This window comes from Veillonella parvula DSM 2008, assembly GCF_000024945.1.
GTDB lineage: Bacteria > Bacillota > Negativicutes > Veillonellales > Veillonellaceae > Veillonella > Veillonella parvula.
The window spans coordinates 888,620-913,122 of sequence record NC_013520.1; the positions used below are offsets into that span (position 1 = coordinate 888,620).

The following is a 24,503-nucleotide window of genomic DNA, read 5'->3' on the forward strand; positions in this document are numbered from 1 at the left end:
AAAAATGAAAGCTGATAGTTCACATTTGTGGAAGCTAGTAGGAGGCAATACATGAGAAAAATTAAATCCGTATTGGTTGCCAACCGTGGAGAAATTGCGATCCGCGTGTTCCGTGCATGTAATGAAATGGGGATTAAAACTGTAGCCATTTACTCTAAAGAGGATACATTATCCTTGCACCGTAACCAAGCCGATGAAGCCTATCTCGTAGGGGAAGGTAAAAAACCAGTTGACGCATATCTTGATATTGAAGATATCATCCGTATTGCAAAAGAACATGACATCGATGCTATCCATCCAGGTTATGGCTTCTTATCTGAAAATGAAGGCTTTGCTCGTCGTTGTGAAGAAGAAGGAATTATCTTTATTGGGCCTAAAATCAAGCATTTGAATATGTTTGGTGATAAAGTAAATGCTCGTGAGCAAGCTAAATTAGCAAAAATTCCGATGATCCCAGGTTCTGATGGGGCTTTAAAAGATTATGCTCAACTAGAAGAATTTGCTGATACACATGGTTTTCCATTGATGATTAAAGCCGTTAATGGCGGCGGCGGTCGTGGTATGCGTGAAGTTCATCATAAAGAAGACCTTCGAGATGCATATGATCGTGCTAAATCTGAAGCGAAAGCTGCGTTTGGTGATGATGATGTATATGTAGAAAAACTTATCGTAGAGCCTAAACATATTGAAGTTCAAATCTTAGGTGACGAACATGGCAATGTAGTTCATTTGCATGAACGTGATTGCTCTGTTCAACGTCGTCACCAAAAAGTAGTTGAAATGGCGCCAGCCTTTGCGTTGTCATTAGAAACTCGTAAAGCTGTATGTGATGCTGCCGTTAAAATCATGAAAAATGTTGGCTACGTGAATGCAGGTACTGTAGAATTTTTGGTAACTGCTGATGGTAGCTTCTACTTTATCGAAGTTAATCCACGTATTCAAGTAGAGCATACTGTAACAGAAATGATTACAGATATTGACATTGTTCATGCTCAAATTAGAATCGCTGAAGGCTTTAGTTTACATAGCCCTGAAGTAGGTATTCCTGAGCAGGATAAAATTCCTTGTAAAGGCACTGCTATCCAATGTCGTATTACCACAGAAGATCCTAAAAACAACTTTATGCCTGATACCGGTAAAATCTTAGCGTACCGTAGCTCCGGTGGTTTTGGTATCCGTCTTGATTCTGGTAATGCTTTTACAGGTGCCGTTGTAACACCTTACTATGACTCCTTGCTTGTGAAAGCGACAGCATTTGGTCCTAACAACGAAGAAACTATTCGTAAAATGCTTCGTTGCTTAAAAGAGTTCCGTATTCGCGGTGTAAAAACAAATATTCACTTCTTGATTAATGTATTGGAACATCCTGAATTCCAAAGTGGTTCTTACAATGTAAACTTCATTGAAGAACATCCTGAATTATTCGAATTGAAACCAGATCGCGACCGTGGTACTAAATTATTACGTTACATTGCTGATGTTACAATTAATGGCTATTCTGGTGCAGGAGCTCAAGAGGTTCCTGACTTTGAACCGATTCAAATGCCATCTACTTTAGATGTAAGTCCAGCATCTGGTACAAAACAAAAATTTGATGAACTTGGACCAGATAAATTCAGTAAATGGTTATCGGAACAAAAACAAGTATTCTTCACTGATACCACTTGGCGTGATGCCCATCAATCCTTGTTTGCTACACGTCTTCGTACAATCGATATGGCTCGCGTAGCTGGTCATGCTGCAAAAGGTGTACCTAACTTATTCTCCTTAGAATGTTGGGGGGGTGCTACTTTTGACGTATCATACCGATTCTTACATGAAGATCCGTGGGAGCGTTTGCGCATGTTCCGTCGTGAAGTGCCAAATACATTGCTTCAAATGCTTCTTCGTGGTGCAAATGCCGTAGGTTACACATCGTATCCAGACAACGTAGTTCGTCAATTCATTCAACGGGCTACTGCTAATGGTATTGATGTATTCCGCGTATTTGATAGCTTGAACAGCCTCGATAATATGCATGTTGCTATCGATGAAGTGCGTGCACAAAATAAAATAGCTGAAGTTGCATTGTGCTACACTGGCGATATCCTTGATGGTGCTCGTACAAAATACAATTTGGACTATTATGTAAATATGGCAAAAGAGCTTGAAAAAGCTGGTGCCAATATTATTGCCATTAAAGATATGGCCGGCCTTTTAAAACCACAAGCTTCTTATAACTTGGTATCTGCCTTGAAAGATGCTGTCTCTGTTCCAATTCACTTACATACTCATGAAGGCTCCGGTAACTCTATCTATACATATGGCCGCGCTGTAGATGCTGGTGTTGATGTAATCGACTTAGCGTACTCTGCTTTTGCTAATGGTACTTCTCAACCTAGTATGAATTCCATGTACTATGCGTTGTCCGGTCATGAACGTCAACCAGAAATGAACATCGACTATATGGAAGAAATGTCTCATTATTTTGGTAGTATCAGACCATATTACAAAGGTGTAGATAAAGCAGAAGCATATCCTAATACTGAAGTATATCAACATGAAATGCCAGGTGGACAATACTCTAACTTGCAACAACAAGCTAAAATGGTAGGGCTTGGTGATCGTTGGACAGATATTAAGAAAATGTACCACCAAGTAAATATGATGTTTGGTGATATCATTAAAGTTACACCATCCTCTAAAGTGGTAGGGGATATGACATTGTATATGGTACAAAACAACTTAACTGAAAAAGATATATACGAAAAAGGCGATGTATTGGATTTCCCTCAATCCGTAGTTGAATTCTTTGAAGGCCGTCTTGGTACTCCATATCAAGGCTTCCCTGAAAAATTACAAAAAATCATCTTGAAAGGTGCTCGCCCAATCACAGTTCGCCCTGGTGCTGTATTACCTCCAACAGATTTTGAACATATTCGTCATGAATTAAGCGAAATGGGAGCCCAAACAACTGATGAAGATATTAGTGCATATTGCTTGTATCCTAAGGTTTACCAAGATTACAATAAATTTGTAAAAGACTTTGGCGATGTATCTGTATTAGATACTCCAACATTCTTCTTTGGTATGAAACGGGGCGAAGAAATTCAAGTAACCATTGAAAAAGGTAAAACACTGATTATCAAGATGAATGGTTTCTCTGAACCTGATGAAGATGGTAACCGCATCGTATTGTTCGAGTTTAATGGTCAACCTCGTAGCATTAAGGTTCATGATAAACATGCTAAGACAACTGGTGTTGTTCGTCGCAAAGCGGATGAATCTAACCCTGGTGAAATTGGTGCTACATTGTCTGGTTCCGTTGTTAAGATCCTTATTAAGAATGGTCAATCTGTAACTAAAGGTGAACCATTGATCGTTACAGAAGCGATGAAAATGGAAACAACAATTACAGCTCCTATTGATGGTATCGTAGAAGAAATCCTTGTACGTGAAGGTAGCCGTATCGAATCTGGTGACTGCTTGCTTCGTATTGAAGATGCTTTAAAACGATAAGCTAACAATCATTTAAAATTAAAAATATTATTTTTCAAATATTTCATAAAATGAAAAATTGAAGAATAATGGAAGAATCCCTAGGAAATCCTAGGGATTCTTTGTATTTTCAAGGGTTTCATGGTACTATATAATATAGAGAAAATGGGCGTATTATGCGTTATTTTAGAATGATTAGTAGAAAAGGAGTAGTAACAGATGAGATGTCCTTATTGCCAACACACAGACACGAAGGTAACAGACTCTAGAACGACTGATGAAGGTAATAGTATTCGCCGTCGCCGTGAATGTATCAATTGTGGCCGTCGCTTTACTACCTATGAAATTATAGAAGAAGTACCACTAATGGTATTGAAGAAAAATGGACGACGTGAATTATTTGACCGCGGTAAGCTCCTGAATGGGTTATTGCGCTCGTGTGATAAGCGTACAGTTCCTATGTCCGTGATGGAGCAAGTAGTTAATGATGTAGAGCGTGACATTCGAAATGAAATTAACCAAGAGGTTACAACTGATCGCATTGGTGAGCTCGTGTTACAACAATTGAAAGATATAGATCAAGTTGCATATGTTCGTTTTGCCAGTGTATATCGTAAGTTTGATAATATTGATAGCTTTATGGAAGAGTTAAAAGCTCTGAAGAAGTTAGACGCTAAAAAGCCAAAACGCAAACCTGTCGTAGAAGAATAATTGATTCTGTATTACTGATTGGTTATACATAGTTTTGAAATTAGCGATGTGTGAGGCTTTATGATAGATTTACATTGTGATACGATGATGCAATTGCTAGATCATCCTCATAGTGGTGGTTTATATTGTAATACTTGGAAAATAGATATAGAAAAATTACAAAAGGCTCATAGCAAGATACAAGACTTTGCACTCTTTATTAATATGGGTGAGACGAATGACCCTTATGGCCGCTATGAAGAGATGCGTAATTTGTGTGTATCACAAATTCATCACTATGGAGAGCACATACAACATGTGCTCTCTTATCAAGATGTAGAGTCTGTATACAAGACTGGTAAGATTGGGGCACTTATGTCTATTGAGGAAGGTGGCGTACTAGGTGGCGATTTAAATAAACTTAAACAAGCTTACCAAGATGGAGTCAGACTTATAACGCTAACATGGAACTATCCAAATGGACTTGGCGAGCCACATTGTGGTGAGCAACATAAAAAATTAACATCTAAAGGTGTTGAATTTGTAGAAGCTATGCAAGAGTTAGGGATAATTGTTGATTGCTCTCATCTTAACGATGCTGGTACAGAGCAATTAGGGGATATTCTAGAGGTTCCTTTTATAGCATCTCATTCAAATGCACGGGAAGTTCGGGCTCATACGCGAAATTTGCCAGATAATCTTATTAGACTTATCGCTAATAAGGGAGGTATTATAGGACTTAATTTTGCACAGAATTTTCTCGGCACATCGCCAATTAGTCGCATTGAAGATATTGTTAAACATGGTCTATATCTCATCGACAAGGGCGGTGAAGATGTAGTGGCATTAGGAACTGATTTCGATGGGATTCCACCCGACACAGAGATTGCAGATATGTCTCAAATGAGTCGTCTTTATGATGCTTTTAAAGAGGCAGGTTTATCTGTGGAACAATGTGAAAAGTTATTCTGGAAAAATGCAGATAGACTATTAAAGGAGATTTTATAATGACTGATTTAAATCCAATCATTGCTGATCGTTTTACAGAGCATCTTGAAGTGTTTGGTAAAACGATGGAACATATGGATACCATTCAAGAAATCGGATATCGCTGTAAAGCGGCTTTAGAAAATGGTAATAAAATTTTGTTCTGTGGTAATGGTGGCTCTGCGGCGGACTCTCAACATTTAGCAGCTGAATTGATTTGTCGCTTTAAAAAGGAACGGCGCTCTCTTGCAGGCATTGCATTAACTACTGATACATCTGCATTAACAGCTATTGCGAATGACTATGATTTTGAATCTGTTTTTGCACGTCAAGTAGAGGGCTTAGGCCGTACAGGTGATGTTCTCATCGGTATTTCTACATCTGGTAACTCCAAGAATGTTGTAAAAGCTGTAGAAATGGCCCGTTCTATCGGTATGCATACCATTGCTTTCACCGGTGAAGGCGGTGGCAAACTAGCAGAACTATGTGATATTACGCTGGCTATTCCCAGTAATGTGACAGCGCGCATTCAAGAAATGCATATCTTAGCTGGGCACATTATGTGCGAAATTATTGAAGAAGATTATTAACCGATAGGTTTTTACTCATAGATACACATTGTTTCAATTAAAAATTTATTTAAATTAGGAACATATGTAATTTTGATAAGGAATAGGTGGATTATGATAAATACTACCATTAGTCAGTTTTTAACAAAGCAACTGCCAAACTTGAAGATTGCCGTTGTAGGCGATGTAATGGTAGATCGTTATGTTTTTGGTGATGTAAGTCGTATTTCTCCGGAAGCACCGGTTCCTGTAAACCGCGTGTCCAAGATGAAAGAGGTTCTTGGTGGAGCTGGTAATGTTGCATCTAATCTGTCTAATTTAGACTGTAAAGTATATCTTGGTGCACTAGCAGGTAATGATGATCATGGCCGTTTGTTACAACATTTACTTGATACTGATAAAATCGATACGACTGGTTTAATCACTAGTGATGACCGCTCTACTATTACTAAGATGCGCATATTAGGTGATCGTCAACAGATGATGCGCCTTGATTTTGAAACGATTACAAATTTAACAAATCAAGAAGAGCAAAAATTGTCTGTTTGGTTGGAAAATCTATGTAAAACGGGGATAGATGGTATTGTCGTATCTGACTATGGTAAAGGCGTTTGTACACCTACCTTGTTGAAGACAATCTTTGGTTTGGCTAAGGAATATGGTGTTCAAACTATCGTAGATCCTAAGGGTGCAGACTGGTCTAAATACAATGGTGCGACATGTATTACACCGAATGTGAAAGAACTCGGTGAATGTGTAGGCCGTACATTAGAAAATGATGACGCTACTATCGTAGAGGCTGCTAAGTCTGTACTTGCTACTGTAGATTTAGACTATATTGTGGCCACTCGATCTGCTAAGGGTATTACGGTTATTGCAAAGGATGGCCGTACATGGCATAATCCTGCTACTCAACAAGAGGTATTCGATGTGAGTGGTGCTGGAGATACCGTTGTATCCATGATGATGACTTGTCTTGCAAGTGGTTTATCGATGCGTTTAGCCTTACATATCGCCAATGGTGCAGCGGGTATCGTAGTATCTAAGGTTGGTACGTATCCAATACATCGTTCTGAGTTATTAGACTTATGGCATTCCTATAAACATAGTATTCAATCTAAGCCATTATATACGAAGGAAGAGATGAAAGAACTCGTTTCACAATGGCAAAGCAAAGGTGAAACTGTAGTGTTTACAAATGGTTGTTTTGACATTCTTCACCGTGGACATATCACGTATTTACAAGAAGCTGCGCAGCTAGGTGATCATTTAATCATTGGATTAAATTCTGATGCATCTGTTCGACGTTTAAAAGGAGAAACACGGCCCATCGTAAGTGAAGCGGATAGAGCGGCCTTGTTGAGTGCGTTGCAATGTATTGATGGTGTAGTACTATTTGAAGAGGATACACCGGCTGAATTACTGGCGTACCTACGTCCCAATACTCTTGTTAAGGGCGGAGATTACAAAATAGAAGATATTATTGGACGCGAGTCCGTTGACAATGTAGAGGTTCTTTCATTTAAAGAAGGTTACTCTACATCAGATATTGTAGGGAAAATAGCCACTATGGCTAAGGAGGGCAAATTATGATTATCGTAACAGGTGGTGCTGGTTTTATTGGCAGTAATATTGTGAAAGCACTGAATGATCGTGGTCGTACAGATATTCTCATCGTAGATGATCTTACAGATGGTCGTAAGATTCGCAATATTCAAAATCTAGAATTTCTAGATTACATCGATTGTGATGATTTTGATTGTGCTATTGCTGATGGTACATTCGACGTTGGCCCTATTGAAGTCGTATTTCATGAAGGTGCTTGTGCAGACACAATGGAATATAATGGCAAATACATGATGAAGAACAACTATGAAGGTTCTAAAAATCTATTCCATTATTGCCAAGACCGTCGCATTCCATTCATCTATGCCTCCTCTGCATCTACCTATGGTAATGGTACAAATGGTTTCGTAGAAAAACCGGAAGCTGAAGAAGCGCTTAACCCATATGCGTATTCTAAATTGTTATTCGACCGTTATGTACGCAAATATGAAGGTGAATATACTGCGCAAGTTGTTGGGCTACGTTACTTTAATGTATATGGTCCTAATGAAGCCCATAAAGATAAAATGGCTTCTTTAGTACGTCAAATGTTCTACAAAAATAAAGAAACAGGTATTATTAATCTCTTTGAAGGTACAGATGGCTACGAAGATGGTGGTCAAACACGTGACTTTATCTATGTAAAAGATGTAGTTAATGTAAACTTCTATTTCTGGGAGCATCCTGAAATCTCTGGTACTTTCAACTGTGGTACAGGTAATGCTCATAGCTTTAACCAATTCATGCAAGCTGTTATCGACTACAATGGTCAAGGCAAAATTGAATATGTGCCATTCCCAGAGGTGTTAAAGGGTAAATACCAAAGCTTTACAGAGGCTGATACTACTAAATTGTTAGCCGCTGGCTATGACAAAGGGTTCCATAAAATGGAAGATGCCGTTAAAGAATATTGTGAACTATTAGATAATAACGAAGGGTATTTACGCTAATGCGCAAGGTATTATTTTTAGATCGCGATGGTGTTATTAACAAGGATGTTAGTTATCTATATAAAATCAGCGATTTAGAGTGGGTAGATGGTGCAAAAGAGGCCCTTGCTTATGCTTATAGTAAGGGCTATGATCTCATTGTAGTGACAAATCAGAGTGGTGTAGCTCGTGGTTATTATAAAGAATCTGATGTTCAGATTTTACATGACTATATGGCTCATGAATTAGATCGCAGTGGAGCACCGATTTTACATTTCTATTACTGTCCACATCATAAAGAAGGTATTGTTCCTCTCTATGCAGTAGAATGTGAATGTAGAAAGCCTAAACCTGGCATGATTAAGCAAGCCATTAAGGATTATGATGTAAATATATCAAATAGTTTTCTTATCGGTGATAGTCAGCGTGATGTTGATGCAGCTGAGGCTGCTGGCATTAAGGGGTATCTATTTAAAGGCTCTAATCTATTGGATTTCATTAAAACAATAATTTAATCATTTATTCCATTTAGTTTATTTCGGAAGAATATATTTGGGTTTGTTGTGTTGTATTTGGGGAGGCTTTATGAAAGATTACAAGAATATACTCATCATCAAGATGAGTTCCTTAGGTGATGTAATTCACGCATTGCCTACCTTGTATGCTGTGCGCAAGAATTGGCCTAATGCGCGTATAACATGGGCTATTCATGAGCAATTCGCTAGCCTCTTACCTGGTACACCATGGGTTGATGACGTGATTATCATTGACAAAAAACAACTAAAGAAGCCTACGTATTTATATCAATTGCGCAAGGAGCTACATAGTCGTCATTTTGATATGACCTTAGACCTTCAATGCATCGCAAAAAGTGCTATTGTTTCTTTATTATCTGGTGCCCCTGAAAAATATGGCTACTGGGAGCTTCGTGAGGGCAGTAATCTTGTTAATAAAGCATTAGTAGGTGAGCATAAATACGACCATGTTATTGAACGCTATCTGGATACCGTACGCGCCCTTGGTGGTGAGGTGGAGGAGATTGAATTTCCGATGCCAGCTTACGTTGAGGCTGAAAAATCCATAAAACAAAAGTTGAAATGCCATGGTGTAGATGATGAATATATTGTAGTTGTACCAGGGGCACGATGGATTGTTAAGGAGTGGCCACTTCTAAATTTTGGAGAACTTTGTATTCGTTTATGTGAATCTGGTAAGAAGGTTGTTATTGTTGGTGCTCCTGATGATGTAGATAAAGGTGCTTTCATAGAAAATTATGTAAAACATAAGAATCTCATCAATTTAGTTGGATCTACAACCATGCCTGAACTCATTGAGTTGATTCGTCATTGTCAGATTTTTATTAGTGCCGATACGGGACCATTGCATATTGCAAATGCTTTGAAGCGTCCTTTGATTGCCATGTTTGGTACAACATCACCTAAGCGTACAGGTCCTTATGGTGGTAGTCATGTACATCTCATTATTTCACCTACTTCTAAGGCTACACCTGAGCAACCACTAGTAGATGATCCAGATTGTATGGCACAAATTCCTGTAGACGCGGTATGGTCAGTGTATGAACAAGTACTTGGAAAGGAACTATAATGGAACTAGATTATAAGCGCATTGTGGTAACCTTTTTAATGCATTTAGGCGATGTTATATTAACGACTCCGTTTTTAGAAGTGCTTCGCAAAGCGGCTCCTCATAGTCATATTACGTATGTAATAGATGAAAAATTACAACAAGTAATGGAATATAATCCAAATATTGATGAACTTATTGTTGTAGATAAAAAAGGGCGCCATAATAGCATCTCAGGTCTCAATGAAGTGGCTCGTGAAATCAATGCTAAGGGAAAAACTGACATAGTCATTAATTTACATCCTAATGAGCGTACTTCATATTTAGCCTGGAAGATTCATGCACCTATTACAACTGGTATGAGCCATTTCCTCTTTAGACCATTCATGACAAAGTATACGCGCTTAGATCGTAAAACTCGTCATGCTGCGGATATGTACATTAATGTACTAGAGCAATTAGGTGTAACAGATACTTCCAACTCTGGTTTACATATTGAAATCTGTGAAGAATGGCGTTGTCAGGCTCAAGAGTTTTATTCTAGTCATGGATTAACTGATACTGATATACTCATTGGATTTAATATCGGTAGCGCCGTTCCTGAGAAACGTTGGCCAGCTGAACGATTTGCGCATGTAGCAGATTACTTTGGTCGTTTAGGTTATAAGACGGTTTTCTTTGGCGGACCTATGGACCTTGAAATGGTGCAGCCCGTAGTAGAACAAATGGAAACAAAGCCTATTGTGGCTACCGGAAAATTCCAGTTAGGTCCTTTGGCAGCGGCTATGAACCGTTGTAATCTATTAATTACTAATGACTCTGGACCAATGCATGTAGGAATCAGTCAAGGTGTGCCAATTGTGGCACTGTATGGTCCATCAAATCCATTCTTTTATGGACCTTATCAAGCTCATGCTATCGTTTTAGAAACGATGGATTCTTATGAGATTGGTAAAAGCATGAAAAAAATTATTAAAGAAGGAAATTATAAAGGTTTATCTGTAATTTCTGAAGAACAGGTTATTAAAGCAGCGGAAACATTGCTTTTAGAATCGAAATAAACGTATGAACTATATTGTATTTGATTTAGAATGGAACCAACCCTATAGCAATGACATTAGCTTTATGAAGCGCACAAAAATGCCGTTGACAGGGGAAATCATTCAAATCGGAGCGGTAAAACTGAATGAAAAGATGGACATTATAGATCATTTTACGATGTTCATCAAACCTCAATATCTGCCACGGATGCATAAACATGTGCGCGAGTTGACAGGGATAACCACCCATGAGCTCAATCATGGTGTGCCATTCAAGACGGCTATGCAGTACTTTCAAAAATGGTGTGGTGATGAATATATGCTGCTTTCTTGGGGATCAGACGATATTCTTATCCTTCGAGAAAATCTTATGCTTCATAAGATGAAAGCATTATCTTATGATCAATGGGTAGATGCGCAAATAATTTATTCTTATCAACGCTATGGAACAAGTCAACAGTATTCTGTGGCGCATGCTATGGAGGATCTTAATATATCAACGGAGCATTTATCTGCTCATAATGCCTTGCATGATGCAGTTTTTACAGCTCACATTTGTCAGACTTTAGATATTGCACAAGGAATTTTGCATTATGATCTAATTCGCAAGGAAAGTAGTAATCCTTTCCTATATCCTCCTATTCTTACCTTTTTTATGTATGAAAATTTTTCTGAGAAAAAACGTATTGTTCATGATAGAAGAGTACGTATGTCCTTCTGTCCGTACTGTCAAACACGTTTAGAAATGACAAGAGCTGAACGATTACAAGGGGATAAGCACCTAGCCATTGGAGTATGTCCTAAACATGGTGATTTTGCGGTGCAACTTAAAGTTGGAAAGTATACGATTAAGTCCGGCAGTAGTAAATTCTATGTTACTAAGGTACTGACCCATTGTACGGATGAAATTCGTTCTCTATATACTCAGAAGTCTGAAATCAATCGCGAAAAAGAGCGAAAATATTTAGAGTATCGTAAGGCGGAACAAGAAAAAGTCCGCCAAAAATAGTTATGTAAATTCAAGTTCGTTTTCTGAATTGTACTATATATTAGGATATGAACTTTTAGAAAGGATAGATTATGGAACGTAAATATGCATGGCATAATTATGATGATGCCACTATGGAAAAGGTATATGCTTTAAGTGATACATATCGTCAATTTTTAGATAATGGTAAAACAGAACGTGAATGTGTTGTGCAAGCTGTAGAATTTGCAGAAGCAAAGGGCTATATAAATCTAAATGACATTATTAAAAGCAATACGTCAATTAAAGCTGGTGATAAGATTTATTACACACATATGGATAAATCTATTGCTTTATTTAATATTGGTACTGATGATATTGAATTGGGTATGAATATTTTAGGTGCTCATATTGATTCTCCACGCATCGATGTAAAGCAAAATCCACAATATGAGGATAGTAATTTAGTATTTTGGGATACTCATTACTATGGAGGTATTAAAAAATATCATTGGGTAGCTATGCCTCTTGCTATTCATGGTGTTGTGGTAAAAACAGATGGCACCCGCATTAATATCAACATTGGTGATAAAGAAACAGATCCTGTGTTTTGCATTACTGACTTGTTACCTCATTTGGGACAAGAACAAATGCAAAAGAATGCAGCTAAAGTAATTGAAGGGGAAGCTCTTGATTTACTCATCGGTAGCCGTCCAGTTAAAGACGAAGAAAAAGAAGGGGTTACTAAATTTATTAATAGCCTTCTTGAAAAAGAGTATGGATTTATTGAACGTGACTTATTGTCTGCAGAACTAGAAATTGTACCAGCTGGTAAAGCACGTGATATGGGCTTTGATCGTTCCATGGTAATGGCGTATGGCCAAGATGATCGCGTGTGTGCCTATACATCCTTGGTAGCAATGCTTGAAGTGGATAATGTAAAGCGTACTACCTGTTGCTTACTTGTAGATAAAGAGGAAATTGGTTCTGTAGGTGCTACAGGTATGCAATCACGCTTCTTTGAAAATGCAGTGGCTGAAATTTTAACACTTATGGGTAAACCTAATTCTGTAAGTGTACGTCGTACGTTGGAGAAATCTCGTATGTTATCCTCCGATGTAAGTGCCGGTTATGATCCACTCTATGCGTCTGCATATGAAAAGAAAAATGCTTCCTACCTTGGCATGGGCGTAGTATTCAATAAATTTACAGGCTCTCGTGGTAAAGCTGGTTCTAACGATGCTAATGCTGAGTATATGGGCTTTATCCGTCGTGTCATGGAATCTAACAATGTAACATACCAAACGGCAGAGCTTGGTAAGGTTGATTTAGGTGGTGGTGGCACCATTGCGTACATCATGGCTCTTTATGGTATGAATGTCATCGACTGTGGTGTAGCCGTTCTTAGCATGCATGCTCCTTGGGAGGTTACATCTAAGGCTGATATTTACGAGGCTAAACAATGCTATGTAGCGTTCTTAAATGCAGCTGATGAATCAATCTAAGATAATGGGGCTTTCACCAATGGTAAAAGTCCATTCTTTGTGAGGTGTATATGAAGCAAACAGAATTAGGCGCAGCTATAGAGTCTGCGAAAGGAGAGGCTACAGAGGTCAAGACTGTAAAGGTAGATATTTTTGACATCCCTGAAACGAAGGTTGAGGAATATATTGCTAATCGTAAAGAGGTAGCAGAAGCAGCAGCACAGGTTATGAGATCATACTGTGTTACTGTAAAACGTGAAACTTTAGATCCTGAAGAAGGGGAAGCAGTGGTTGGTTACTATATAACGGGTGAAATTCTAATGTGCGTCATCTTGGACCCATTTGAAGTGCCTGTTATGAAGGTAGCTCTTGATAAAGGGACTCTTAAGGACTATATTTTAGCAGCTAATGATTTAACAGAAGACATGTTAGCGTCTCTTGAAAAGTAAAAGGATTTCGTATCTTAATGTGTTCTATAAATGGACAAATGTAAAATACTTTAACCTGCTACATTGATGTAGTAAAGAAATTTGTTTATAATAGATGTATTATAGTCATTGCAGATAGGAAGGAAATCCCCATGAACTTGAAAAAAGGTATTGCCCTAGCGCTCACGGCGGCAGCATTGTTGGCGTTTACAGGCTGTGGCTCAAATGGAACTACATCGAATGGTGAATATAAAGTTGGTGTTGTACAGCTGGTAGAACATCCTGCACTAGATGCGGCAAATAAGGGCTTTGTTGATGCGCTAAAAGAAAAAGGTTTGGCAGAAAAGATTACTTTTGATCAACAAAATGCGCAAGCTGATCAATCTAATTTGAATAGTATTGCACAGCGTTTCGTATCCGATCGGAAAAACTTGATTTTAGCAATTGCTACGCCAGCGGCTCAATCCATGGCGAATGCAACTCATGATATTCCAATCTTAGGTACAGCAATTACTGATTACGAGGCAGCTAAACTTGTTAAATCCAATCAAAAACCTGGTGGTAATGTATCTGGTACGTCTGACATGAATCCAGTAGAGCAACAAGTAGATCTAATTTTACGAGTAATGCCAAATGCGAAAACAATTGGTACTATCTATAGCTCAAGCGAAGTAAACTCTCAAATTCAAGTGGAGAAGATGAAAGCTTATGCAGCTACAAAGGGTATTAAAGTTGAAGAAGTTACAGTTTCCAATGTAAACGATATTCAACAAGCGGCACAAAACCTAGTATCTCAACGTGTGGATGCAGTTTATGTGCCAACAGATAATGTGGTAGCTTCTGCGATGAGCAATCTTGTAGCTATTACCGATCCAGCAAAAATTCCTGTGTTTGGCGGTGAAGATAACCACGTAAAAGGTGGGGCAGTTATGTCCTTGTCTGTAGATTACTACAAACTTGGTTACCAGACTGGTTTGATGGCAGCTAAAATTCTAACTGGCGAAGCTAAAGTTGAAGATATGCCTATCGAAATGCAGAAAGAATTTAAATTAGTTGTGGGAAAAGATAAATTAGAAAAATTGGGCATCACCTTACCAGAGGATTTGATGAACAAGGCGACTATGATTTAATACATAACTGGTAAGGAGTTATACATGAACTGGAAAAAAAGTATTGCAGTGGCACTTAGTGCCATTGCTGTTATGGCAATGGTAGGCGGTTGTGGTTCCAATACTGCAACTAATGACCAAAAGAAAATTGGTGTTATTCAATTAGTAGAACATCCATCTCTTGATGCTGCTAATAAAGGTTTCGTAGATGGTTTAGCAGCTAAAGGATTTAAGGATGGTCAAAACATTAAAATTGACCAACAAAATGCACAGGCCGATCAATCTAATCTAAATAGTATTGCACAACGTTTCGTATCTGATAAAAAGGATTTAGTATTAGCTATTGCAACGCCTGCGGCTCAGACGATGGCAAATGCTTCTCATGACATGCCAATCATGGGTACAGCTATTACAGATTACGTGACAGCTAAACTCGTTCAATCTAACGAACACCCTGGTGGTAATGTATCTGGTACATCTGATATGACACCTGTTGAAAAAGAGGTTGATCTTATCATAGCATTAGTACCGAATGTAAAGCGTATTGGTGCCATTTATACATCCTCTGAGATCAACTCCCAATTGCAAGTTGAAAAAATGAAAGCGTATGCTGCTACAAAAGGTATTACTGTTGTAGAGGCAACTGTTTCCAATGTAAATGATATCCAACAAGCCGCTACCAATCTTGTGAACCAAGATGTACAAGCTATCTATACGCCAACAGATAATGTATTGGCATCTGCTATGGCTAACTTAGCACAAATTACAGATGCTGCTAAAATTCCAGTATTTGCTGCCGATGAAGGTATGACAATGACTGGTGGTGTAGCAACTTATTCTGTTGATTACTATCAATTGGGTTATCAAACAGGTTTAATGGCTGCTAAAGTTCTTGCAGGAGAAGCAAAAATTGCAGACTTAGCTATTGAGACACAAAAAGAGATTAAGTTAACTGTTAACGAAGAACGTGCTAAAAAATTAGGTATTACGATTCCTGAAGCTCTTCGTAAAGATATGAAACAATAGAGGAGAATTTGATGTTAGATTTAGTGGTAGGCACCATAACCACAGGCCTTTTATGGTCTTTGTTAGCGGTCGGTGTATTCATAACCTTCCGCGTATTAGATGTGGCTGACTTAACCGTGGAAGGTACGTTCCCAATGGGGGCAGCCATTTCTGCTATTTTAATTACAAGTGGTATGAATCCAATCCTTTCCATTTTACTTGCCGGTGTGGGTGGTATGATAGCCGGTGCTGTAACAGGTTGGATACATACAAAATTAAAAATTCCAGCATTATTGGCCGGTATTTTGACAATGATTGCACTGTACTCTGTAAACCTTCACATCATGGGCAAAGCTAATGTATCTTTGCTTCGAATGGATACAATTTATACGATTCTTGGTGGATTTTTCCACACGCCGAATATGTGGTCTGCAGCTATCGTAGGTATTATCGTTGCTGTAGTTGTATGTTTGCTCTTATTTTGGTTCTTCGGTACCGAAATTGGTACAGCCTTACGTGCTACAGGTGTTAACCCTCAAATGATTCGCGCTCAAGGCGTAAATACTGATAATATGATCGTTCTTGGTCTTTTGATTTCCAATGGCTTTGTTGGTATGTCTGGAGCTCTTATCGGTCAATTCCAAGGCTTTGCTGATGTAGGCATGGGTATTGGTACCATCGTTATTGGTTTGGCTTCTGTAATCATCGGTGAAGTAGTATTTGGTACGAAATCCTTCGTACGCAGTCTCATCGCTGTAGTACTTGGTTCTATAGTATATCGTATCGTTATTGCTGCCGTTCTCTACATGGGTATGCCACCAAATGATTTGAAATTATTCACTGCAATTCTTGTTGCCATAGCGCTTTCCCTACCTACATTGAAAGCAAAATGGTTGGCTCGTTAAGGAGGACACTATGTTAGAAGTAAAAAATATGGTAAAAACCTTCTTTAAGGGCACAATTAATGAAAAGACTGCATTACAAGGCATCAACCTTCGCCTAGAAGAAGGAGATTTCTGTACTGTAATCGGTGGTAATGGTGCTGGTAAAAGTACTTTACTAAACTCCATCGCCGGTGTATTCCCAGTAGATGAAGGCTCCATTACAATTAATGATATTGATGTAACAAAAATGCCAGAATACAAGCGTGCTAAATACATTGGCCGTGTATTCCAAGATCCTATGGTAGGTACTGCTGGTAATATGCAAATTGAAGAAAACTTGATTCTTGCTATGCGCCGTGGTAAAAGCTTAGGCCTTAAATGGGCTTTCAAAGATAGCGAACAAGCATTCTTTAAGGAACGCCTTGCATTATTAGGTTTAGGACTTGAAGAACGTTTATCTGCTCGTATGGGCCTACTATCTGGTGGTCAACGCCAATCTATTACATTATTAATGGCTACCATGCTTCGTCCAGAGCTTTTGCTATTGGATGAGCATACTGCGGCACTTGACCCTAAGACTGCAGAAAATGTATTGCAACTAACAGATAAACTTGTTGCAGAGCATAATCTAACAACTCTTATGATTACTCATAATATGCGTGATGCATTGCGCTTTGGTAATCGCCTCATCATGATGGACGCTGGTCGAATTATCTATGATGTAAAAGGAGAAGAAAAGAAACAATTAACTGTTGCGGACTTACTTCAAAAGTTTGAGGTAGCTGGTGAAAATGCACTGAGCGACCGCATGGTGCTAGGTGCTAAATAATAGAAGGAAGTTCTAATCTATTTTTTGTTCAATTACTGTATTTTGCTTTACAAGATAGGGCAGATACTGTATACTAAATTAGGTCGTAAGACATATCGTAAGCGAAGTATTCGATTCTCCAACGGTTACTTAAGCTTATCGGGATTATAATTTTTTAGGAGGTAACATTAATGTTAACTACAGAAGCTAAATTAACAGTAATTAAAGAATACGCTACTCATGAAGGTGACACTGGTTCTCCAGAAGTACAAGTTGCGATTTTAACAAGTCGCATTCAATACTTAACTGAGCACTTGAAAGAGCACAAAAAAGACCATCATTCCCGTCGTGGTTTGTTGAAATTGGTTGGTCAACGCCGTAACATGCTTGACTACCTTCGTCGTAAAGATATCGAACGTTATCGTTCTCTTATTGAACGCCTTGGTCTTCGTAAATAATAAAATTAGCCGTCCTAAAGGACGGCTTTTTTATTTTGAATTGGCTATTTAGCTTTAATTGATATATAATTAGAAGGTATACATATAAGAAGATTTTTAGGAGGAATAGGAATGGAACAATTCCAAATGGACCTAGCTGGTCGTACGCTTACGATTGAAACTGGGGAACTTGCAAAACAAGCTGGCGGTGCCGTAATGGTTGGTTATGGCGATACTCGTGTACTCGTTACTGCTACAGGCTCTAAAGAGGCGAAGGATATTGACTTCTTCCCACTTACAGTAGACTATGAAGAAAAAATGTATGCGGTTGGTCGTTTACCAGGGGGCTTCATTAAACGTGAAGCACGCCCACCTGAGTCTGCGATTTTGAATAGCCGTTTGATTGACCGTCCTATTCGTCCATTATTTAATAAAGGTGTACGTAACGAAGTACACGTAGTAGCAACAGTTATGTCTGTGGACCAAGATTGTGATCCAGCCATTTGTGGTATGATTGGTGCTTCTGCGGCATTGTCTATTTCTGATGTTCCTTGGAATGGTCCTATTGCAGGCGTTCGTATGGGACGTATCAATGGTGAATTTGTTGTAAATCCAACGAAAGCACAATTAGAAGAAACAGATCTTAATATCGTTGTGGCTGGTACTAAAGATGCTATCCTCATGGTTGAAGGTGGCGCTGAAGAAGTACCGGAAGATATCATTCTTGAAGTTATCATGGCAGCTCACGAAGAAATCAAAAAAATCGTAGCATTCCAAGAAGATATGACTGCAAAAGTAGGTAAGGAAAAACGCGTATTTGAATGTAAAGATGTTCCTGTTGAAATCAGTGATGCAGTTCGTGCCTATGGTCATGATAAACTTGATGCTGCAGTTCGTTGTGCAGATAAACAACAACGTGATGCACAAGAAAATGAAGTACGTGCAGATGTATTAGCTCACTTTGAAGAGATCTACCCAGATAACTTGGCTGATGTAAATAAAGCATTTGATGCAATGACAAAAGAAATCGTGCGTCATATGATTACTGTTGAAAAAATCCGTCCAGATGGCCGTCAACTTGATGAAGTTCGTCCAATCTCTTGCCGTACAGGTGTATTACCACGTACACATGGCTCTGGCTTGTTTACACGTGGTCAAACTCAAGTGTTGAATGTCATAACAGTAGCGCCTTTATCCGAAAAACAAACCATCGATGGCCTTGGTGTTGAAACTGAAAAACGTTATATCCATCATTATAATTTCCCATCTTTCTCCGTAGGGGAAACTCGTTCTTCCCGTGGCCCTGGGCGTCGTGAAATTGGTCATGGTGCGTTGGCTGAACGCGCGTTGGTACCTGTGATTCCAAGTGAAGAGGATTTCCCATATGCTTTGCGTTTAGTATCTGAAGTATTGGAATCTAATGGTTCTAGCTCCATGGCTTCCGTATGTGGTTCTACATTATCTTTGATGGATGCTGGTGTACCTATTAAAGCGCCTGTAGCTGGTATCGCTATGGGTCTTGTAACTCAAGGGGAACACTATACAATTTTAACAGATATTCAAGGCATGGAAGATGCTCTCGGAGATATGGACTTTAAAGTTGCTGGTACAGCTAAAGGCGTAACAGCAATTCAAATGGATATCAAGATTTCTGGATTATCCCGTGAAATCCTTCAAGAAGCATTAGAACAAGCTCACAAAGGTCGTATGCATATCATGGGTATCATGCTTGATACAATTGCTGAACCACGTCAACAAATGTCCCAATACGCTCCACGTATTATTACAATGAAAATTGATCCTGATAAGATTCGTGACGTAATCGGTTCTGGCGGTAAAGTAATTCGCAGTATTATCGAAGAAACAGGCGCTAAAATTGACATAGAAGATGATGGTACAGTATTTATCGCCTCTGTAGAACAAGAAGGGGCTGCAAAAGCTCAAGAAATTATTACAAACCTTACTAAAGAGGTTGAAGTAGGTGAAGTATATCTTGGTAAAGTAACTCGTCTAATGGCTTTTGGCGCATTTGTAGAAGTATTACCAGGTAAGGAAGGTCTTGTACATATTTCTAAACTCGCGAAAGAACGCGTTGAAAATGTAGAAGACGTAGTAAGTGTAGGGGATGAAATCATGGTAAAAGTTATCGAAATCGATAAACAAGGACGTGTGAATTTGTCCCGTAAAGATTGTTTAAAATAAGAGGTGTTACATGGATATTCGCGGCTTTGAAGTAGTTTCTGCTTTTGAAGAACAAGATATCAACTTACCAACACGTAAAACAACTGAAAGCGCAGGTTATGATATTGAATGTGCTGAAGCTGTTACTTTAGAACCTGGTCAAGTGGTTTTGGTGCCAACGGGTATTAAAGCTTTTATGGCATACGATGAATATCTTGCCATTCACATTCGTTCTAGTATGGCTATTAAACGTCATCTGGCACTTGTGAATAGCACAGGTATTATCGATAGTGATTACTACAATAATGAGGACAATGAAGGTCATATTATGATTGCCCTTCTAAACTTTGGCAAAGAAATAGTTACCCTTGATAAAGGGGAACGCGTTGCTCAAGGTATATTCTCTAAATACCTTATTACAAACGATGATGATGCTACAGGTGTAAGAACTGGTGGCATTGGAAGCACCGGGACTATGTAAATAATATATGGTTTTGTATAAAATAGTAAAAACCGCTCAACTTTGTTGGGCGGTTTTTGTGTGTCAAATAATCACTTTAGCTGTAATTCTTTTACATAATACTATATAATAATTATTATAGTTAGTAGAAAATTCGGGAGGCTTTATGAAACAGGAGTCTAAACAAAATAAGAACGTAGGTACATCAGTTACGGGGAATGACATTGAGACTACACAAAATACCATGCATGTATTGGATGAGAATAAGGTTCTTAAAAAGAGTTATGAAGATGTAGTATATATTTCTCAACCTTTTGGGGCGACCTCATTGAACACATTAGCAGCGCGAGCTTTGTTATTTGGATTAAATCCTGTATCTTTAAAAAAGGCTCGTGTCCTTGAGCTCGGATGTTCGTTTGGTGGAAATATTATTTCCCAAGCTTTATATTATCCTGAAGCATCTTTTACGGGCATCGATTTATCGTCTTCCCAGATTAAGATGGGAAATGAACTGATTGCGTCGATGGGACTTACCAATATACATTTGATTGAGAAGGATATTCTGGATATTGATGAATCGTTCGGTATTTTTGACTATATTATTGTACATGGTATTTGGTCCTGGGTTCCAGATGTGGTAAAAGATAAAATTCTATCTATCTGTAATAAGAATTTATCTGATAACGGTGTAGCTTATGTATCGTATAATACCTATCCTGGATGGAAACGATTAGAGCAGTATCGAGAAATCATGCAATATGCAGAGCAAAAAGAGTTAGAGCTACCGTTGATGGAACGGACTTTATATACGAAGAATATATTGAAACTTGTAGCTGATACGATGGGGATGGATAATCGGATAAGTCAAAAAGCGAGCTATAAAATTGATAATATCCAAAATGTGTTAAGCTCTAACGATTATTATGTGGCCCATGAATATTTAGAGCCTTTTAATGATCCTGTATATGTACATGAATTTATAAAACGTGCCAATGACCAAGGTTGTGCATATATAGGGGATGTATTTCTTTCACGATCTTTCATAAGTTGGTTACCGGAGGATATTCACGATAATATAGCTCAATTGGCAAATGATGATTATATTGCAAAAGAGCAATATTATGATTACATTTATGATACGCAGTTTAGAATGTCCCTGTTAACGAAAAATAAACATACTAAAAAAATTGTTCGTAATGAACGAGTTAGTATAGATGTATTATCAAAATTATATTATTGCAGCGTTGTTAATACAGGTATTCCTTCCAATATGACGGATAGTATCCATATTGCTATTAAAGAGGTTATGGATCGGGGTGATATATTTACTATTCAGGATATAGTAGATCATATACATAGAAAGCTACCTGGTTATACTATAGAAATGGACAGAGTTTATTCTCGTTTACTATATTTAATCATTGTAGATAATCTTGATATGTATGCCGAACCATATGAAAGAGTTGCTTTTGAAGATAATAAGGTGTATATACCTCAACGTTTTATAGATTTTATTTCTACTATAGTAGAAAAGGAAGGCAGCTCCTATATTGGTATAGGCGACATGTACAATAAAGTACAACAAGATATAGATAATGGATTTCTCTTTGTAATAAAGCAAATGGTGGAGCCTACAACAAGAGAAAAGATTCTTGCTATTATGGATGACAATATTACAGTTCAGCGTCATACGCGGGATAATATTGATTTTATTGTTCCTAATAAAGTGTACTTAGAGGAAATTTTACAACGTATAAGAATGCTCGGGTTTTTACATAAAATAGAAGATTAGAGGTATATATGGCAATTAGTAAGGAAATACAGAAGTCTAGTGAAGTGAAATTTGATGGTAAATTGATTCAAGTTACCTATGATATTGCCGATGTAAATGGCAAAGATGCATGGCGTGAAGTGGTGCATCATCCTGGAGCTACCGCTATTGTGGCGTTAACAGAGGATAATAAGATCGTTATGGAACGTCAATTTAGATATGCTTTGCAGCAGCCATTACTGGAGGTACCTGCAGGAAAACTAGATCCAAATGAAGAACCCATTGTTTGTGCTAAACGGGAGCTTGCTGAGGAAACAGGCTATCGTGCAGCTCAATGGATCTCACTAGGGACTATTGCTACGAGTCCTGGTTTCTGTAATGAAGTATTACATTTATATCTTGCTAAGGAGCTTACCATGGGGGAAACTAATTGGGATCCTGATGAATATGTAGAGTTAGAATACTACACATTGCCAGAACTATTGGAGGCTATCAAGAATGAGACTATTAAGGATAGCAAATCTTTGGCGGCCCTTATGCTTGCTATGCCATATCTTAAGTAAGTTTTAGAAATTTTATCTCTCAATATATTATGTATTTTATTAATTCATATTGATGATTTTAACTGTAATGTGTTACAAAGTATTTTTACATTATATGAGTAACTAATCTCATATAGATTTAGGAGTACATATGTATAATCGAATTATTCTACTAGTAATGGATAGTGTCGGTATAGGGCATGCAGCCGATGCGATTAAATTCGGCGATGAAGGTTCGAATACATTAGGACATATCGAAGCTGTAGCAGGACCTATTCGCTGTCCAAATTTAAAATCTCTAGGTTTAGCTAATATTGCCGATATTTCAGCGTTTGATGAGCCTGTTATTGGTGCTTATGGTCGTATGGCGGAAATGAGTACCGGTAAAGATACGACAAGCGGACATTGGGAGATGATGGGACATCCTGTAACGGTACCATTTCCGACATTTTATGAAGGATTTCCGAAGGAATTGATGGATACTTTCACGACGGAAACGGGTTATGGCTTTCTTGGTAATGAGGTAGCATCTGGTACAGAAATTATTGAACGCCTCGGAGAAGAACATATAAGAACAGGTAAGCCAATCGTTTATACATCGGCGGATTCTGTTTTTCAAATCGCTGCTCATGAGGATATCATTCCTTTAGAAGAGTTGTATCGCATGTGTCAAATTACACGTGATAAGGTATGTGTCGGTGATTATTATGTGGGGCGCATCATAGCTCGACCTTTTGTTGGTACACCAGGGCATTTTGTACGTACTTCAAATCGTCATGACTATAGTCGCATGCCTGAAAAGAAAATGGTGCAACAAGAGTTACAAGACGCAAACATTCCGACAGTGGCAGTTGGCAAAATCGGTGATATTTATGCTCATGTTGGCTGGGATGCATCATATCCGACAAAGTCTAACGCGCATGGTATGAACGTAGTTCCTTATCTATTGGGCCAAAGCTTTGCACGGGGGTTCATGATGGTCAACCTTGTTGAATTTGATAGTCTGTACGGTCATCGGCGTAATGTAGAAGGGTATAAGCGTGCTATTGAAGACTTTGATTACCAATTAGGTGGTTTGTTGGACTTGCTTAAGGATGATGATTTACTTCTTATCACCGCAGATCATGGGAATGATCCGACTTGGAAAGGTACAGATCATACGAGAGAAATGGTGCCTTTGCTAGCTTATAGTCCAAGTATGAATTGTTCAGTAGTTTTAGGAGATAGACATAGTTTTGCAGATATAGGGGAAACCATATTGCAAAACTTTGGATTGAAACAATGGGGGATTGGGACTTCATTTTTAGATTCCCTGAAGGGATAAATCTAGAATTTATATTTATTTAGAGTTGAATAGATTTACATTATTGATTTTATAAATGATTACATATGCGAAATACCGCAGTATATATTTACTTTAATTGAGTTAAATACATACTGCGGTATTTTTTTATAGAGTAGATTTTAATAAAGAACAGGAAATTCTTACTTATATGTGGAAATATATAAGTATAGGAGAATACGCCCATGATTGTAAGTACGAGAG

22 protein-coding genes are annotated in these 24,503 nt (G+C 38.2%); all 22 read left to right on the top strand.

Annotation, left to right across the window (positions count from 1 at the left end; genetic code table 11):
• Positions 1-51: 51 nt before the first annotated feature.
• A complete protein-coding gene (locus VPAR_RS03795; protein ID WP_012864231.1) occupies positions 52-3,498 on the top strand; it encodes a pyruvate carboxylase in 3,447 nt (1,148 codons plus the stop codon).
• Between the two features lie 198 nt (positions 3,499-3,696).
• The gene (nrdR, locus tag VPAR_RS03800) at positions 3,697-4,188 is read left to right on the top strand and encodes a transcriptional regulator NrdR (protein ID WP_004692976.1); all 492 of its coding nucleotides are present in this window, start codon (positions 3,697-3,699) and stop codon (positions 4,186-4,188) included.
• Between the two features lie 60 nt (positions 4,189-4,248).
• Complete coding sequence (locus VPAR_RS03805) at positions 4,249-5,175, top strand: dipeptidase (RefSeq protein ID WP_012864232.1); 927 nt, start codon at positions 4,249-4,251, stop codon at positions 5,173-5,175.
• Positions 5,175-5,744, top strand: a complete 570-nt coding sequence (gmhA, locus tag VPAR_RS03810; protein ID WP_012864233.1) for a D-sedoheptulose 7-phosphate isomerase — start codon at positions 5,175-5,177, stop codon at positions 5,742-5,744. The genes VPAR_RS03805 and gmhA overlap by 1 nt, the downstream gene beginning before the upstream one ends.
• Positions 5,745-5,837: 93 nt before the next feature.
• The gene (gene rfaE1 / locus VPAR_RS03815; RefSeq protein ID WP_012864234.1) at positions 5,838-7,316 is read left to right on the top strand and encodes a D-glycero-beta-D-manno-heptose-7-phosphate kinase; all 1,479 of its coding nucleotides are present in this window, start codon (positions 5,838-5,840) and stop codon (positions 7,314-7,316) included.
• Entirely contained in the window at positions 7,313-8,278 is a 966-nt protein-coding gene (rfaD, locus tag VPAR_RS03820; protein ID WP_008713773.1) for an ADP-glyceromanno-heptose 6-epimerase, read from the top strand. Before rfaE1 ends, rfaD begins: the two co-directional genes overlap by 4 nt.
• Positions 8,278-8,772 carry a D-glycero-alpha-D-manno-heptose-1,7-bisphosphate 7-phosphatase gene (locus tag VPAR_RS03825; RefSeq protein ID WP_012864235.1) on the top strand — a complete coding sequence of 165 codons (495 nt, stop codon included), beginning with the start codon at positions 8,278-8,280 and terminating at the stop codon, positions 8,770-8,772. The genes rfaD and VPAR_RS03825 overlap by 1 nt, the downstream gene beginning before the upstream one ends.
• 70 nt (positions 8,773-8,842) lie before the next feature.
• A complete protein-coding gene (locus VPAR_RS03830) occupies positions 8,843-9,862 on the top strand; it encodes a glycosyltransferase family 9 protein (RefSeq protein WP_012864236.1) in 1,020 nt (339 codons plus the stop codon).
• Positions 9,862-10,902 carry a glycosyltransferase family 9 protein gene (locus VPAR_RS03835; RefSeq protein WP_012864237.1) on the top strand — a complete coding sequence of 347 codons (1,041 nt, stop codon included), beginning with the start codon at positions 9,862-9,864 and terminating at the stop codon, positions 10,900-10,902. Before VPAR_RS03830 ends, VPAR_RS03835 begins: the two co-directional genes overlap by 1 nt.
• Before the next feature lie 4 nt (positions 10,903-10,906).
• Positions 10,907-11,890 carry a 3'-5' exonuclease gene (locus VPAR_RS03840; RefSeq protein ID WP_012864238.1) on the top strand — a complete coding sequence of 328 codons (984 nt, stop codon included), beginning with the start codon at positions 10,907-10,909 and terminating at the stop codon, positions 11,888-11,890.
• 71 nt (positions 11,891-11,961) lie between these two features.
• On the top strand, positions 11,962-13,353 hold the full coding sequence (locus tag VPAR_RS03845; protein ID WP_012864239.1) for an aminopeptidase: 1,392 nt from the start codon (positions 11,962-11,964) through the stop codon (positions 13,351-13,353).
• A 50-nt stretch (positions 13,354-13,403) separates the two neighbouring features.
• Entirely contained in the window at positions 13,404-13,781 is a 378-nt protein-coding gene (locus VPAR_RS03850) for a hypothetical protein (RefSeq protein WP_012864240.1), read from the top strand.
• Between the two features lie 131 nt (positions 13,782-13,912).
• Positions 13,913-14,890, top strand: coding sequence for an ABC transporter substrate-binding protein (locus VPAR_RS03855; protein WP_008713786.1), 978 nt, complete (start codon positions 13,913-13,915; stop codon positions 14,888-14,890).
• 24 nt (positions 14,891-14,914) lie between these two features.
• Positions 14,915-15,895 (top strand): ABC transporter substrate-binding protein, encoded by a 981-nt coding sequence (locus VPAR_RS03860; RefSeq protein ID WP_012864241.1) that lies wholly within the window; start codon positions 14,915-14,917, stop codon positions 15,893-15,895.
• Between the two features lie 11 nt (positions 15,896-15,906).
• A complete protein-coding gene (locus tag VPAR_RS03865) occupies positions 15,907-16,779 on the top strand; it encodes an ABC transporter permease (protein WP_004697183.1) in 873 nt (290 codons plus the stop codon).
• A gap of 10 nt (positions 16,780-16,789) precedes the next feature.
• Complete coding sequence (locus tag VPAR_RS03870; RefSeq protein WP_004692990.1) at positions 16,790-17,587, top strand: ABC transporter ATP-binding protein; 798 nt, start codon at positions 16,790-16,792, stop codon at positions 17,585-17,587.
• Between the two features lie 170 nt (positions 17,588-17,757).
• Positions 17,758-18,024, top strand: a complete 267-nt coding sequence (gene rpsO, locus VPAR_RS03875) for a 30S ribosomal protein S15 (RefSeq protein ID WP_012864242.1) — start codon at positions 17,758-17,760, stop codon at positions 18,022-18,024.
• 111 nt (positions 18,025-18,135) lie between these two features.
• Entirely contained in the window at positions 18,136-20,205 is a 2,070-nt protein-coding gene (locus tag VPAR_RS03880; protein ID WP_012864243.1) for a polyribonucleotide nucleotidyltransferase, read from the top strand.
• A 10-nt stretch (positions 20,206-20,215) separates the two neighbouring features.
• Positions 20,216-20,665, top strand: a complete 450-nt coding sequence (dut, locus tag VPAR_RS03885) for a dUTP diphosphatase (protein WP_012864244.1) — start codon at positions 20,216-20,218, stop codon at positions 20,663-20,665.
• Positions 20,666-20,810: 145 nt separating this feature from the next.
• Positions 20,811-22,436, top strand: coding sequence for a class I SAM-dependent methyltransferase (locus VPAR_RS03890; protein WP_012864245.1), 1,626 nt, complete (start codon positions 20,811-20,813; stop codon positions 22,434-22,436).
• 8 nt (positions 22,437-22,444) lie between these two features.
• Positions 22,445-22,978 (top strand): NUDIX hydrolase, encoded by a 534-nt coding sequence (locus VPAR_RS03895; RefSeq protein ID WP_012864246.1) that lies wholly within the window; start codon positions 22,445-22,447, stop codon positions 22,976-22,978.
• 130 nt (positions 22,979-23,108) lie between these two features.
• On the top strand, positions 23,109-24,281 hold the full coding sequence (locus VPAR_RS03900; protein WP_012864247.1) for a phosphopentomutase: 1,173 nt from the start codon (positions 23,109-23,111) through the stop codon (positions 24,279-24,281).
• Positions 24,282-24,503: the final 222 nt, after the last annotated feature.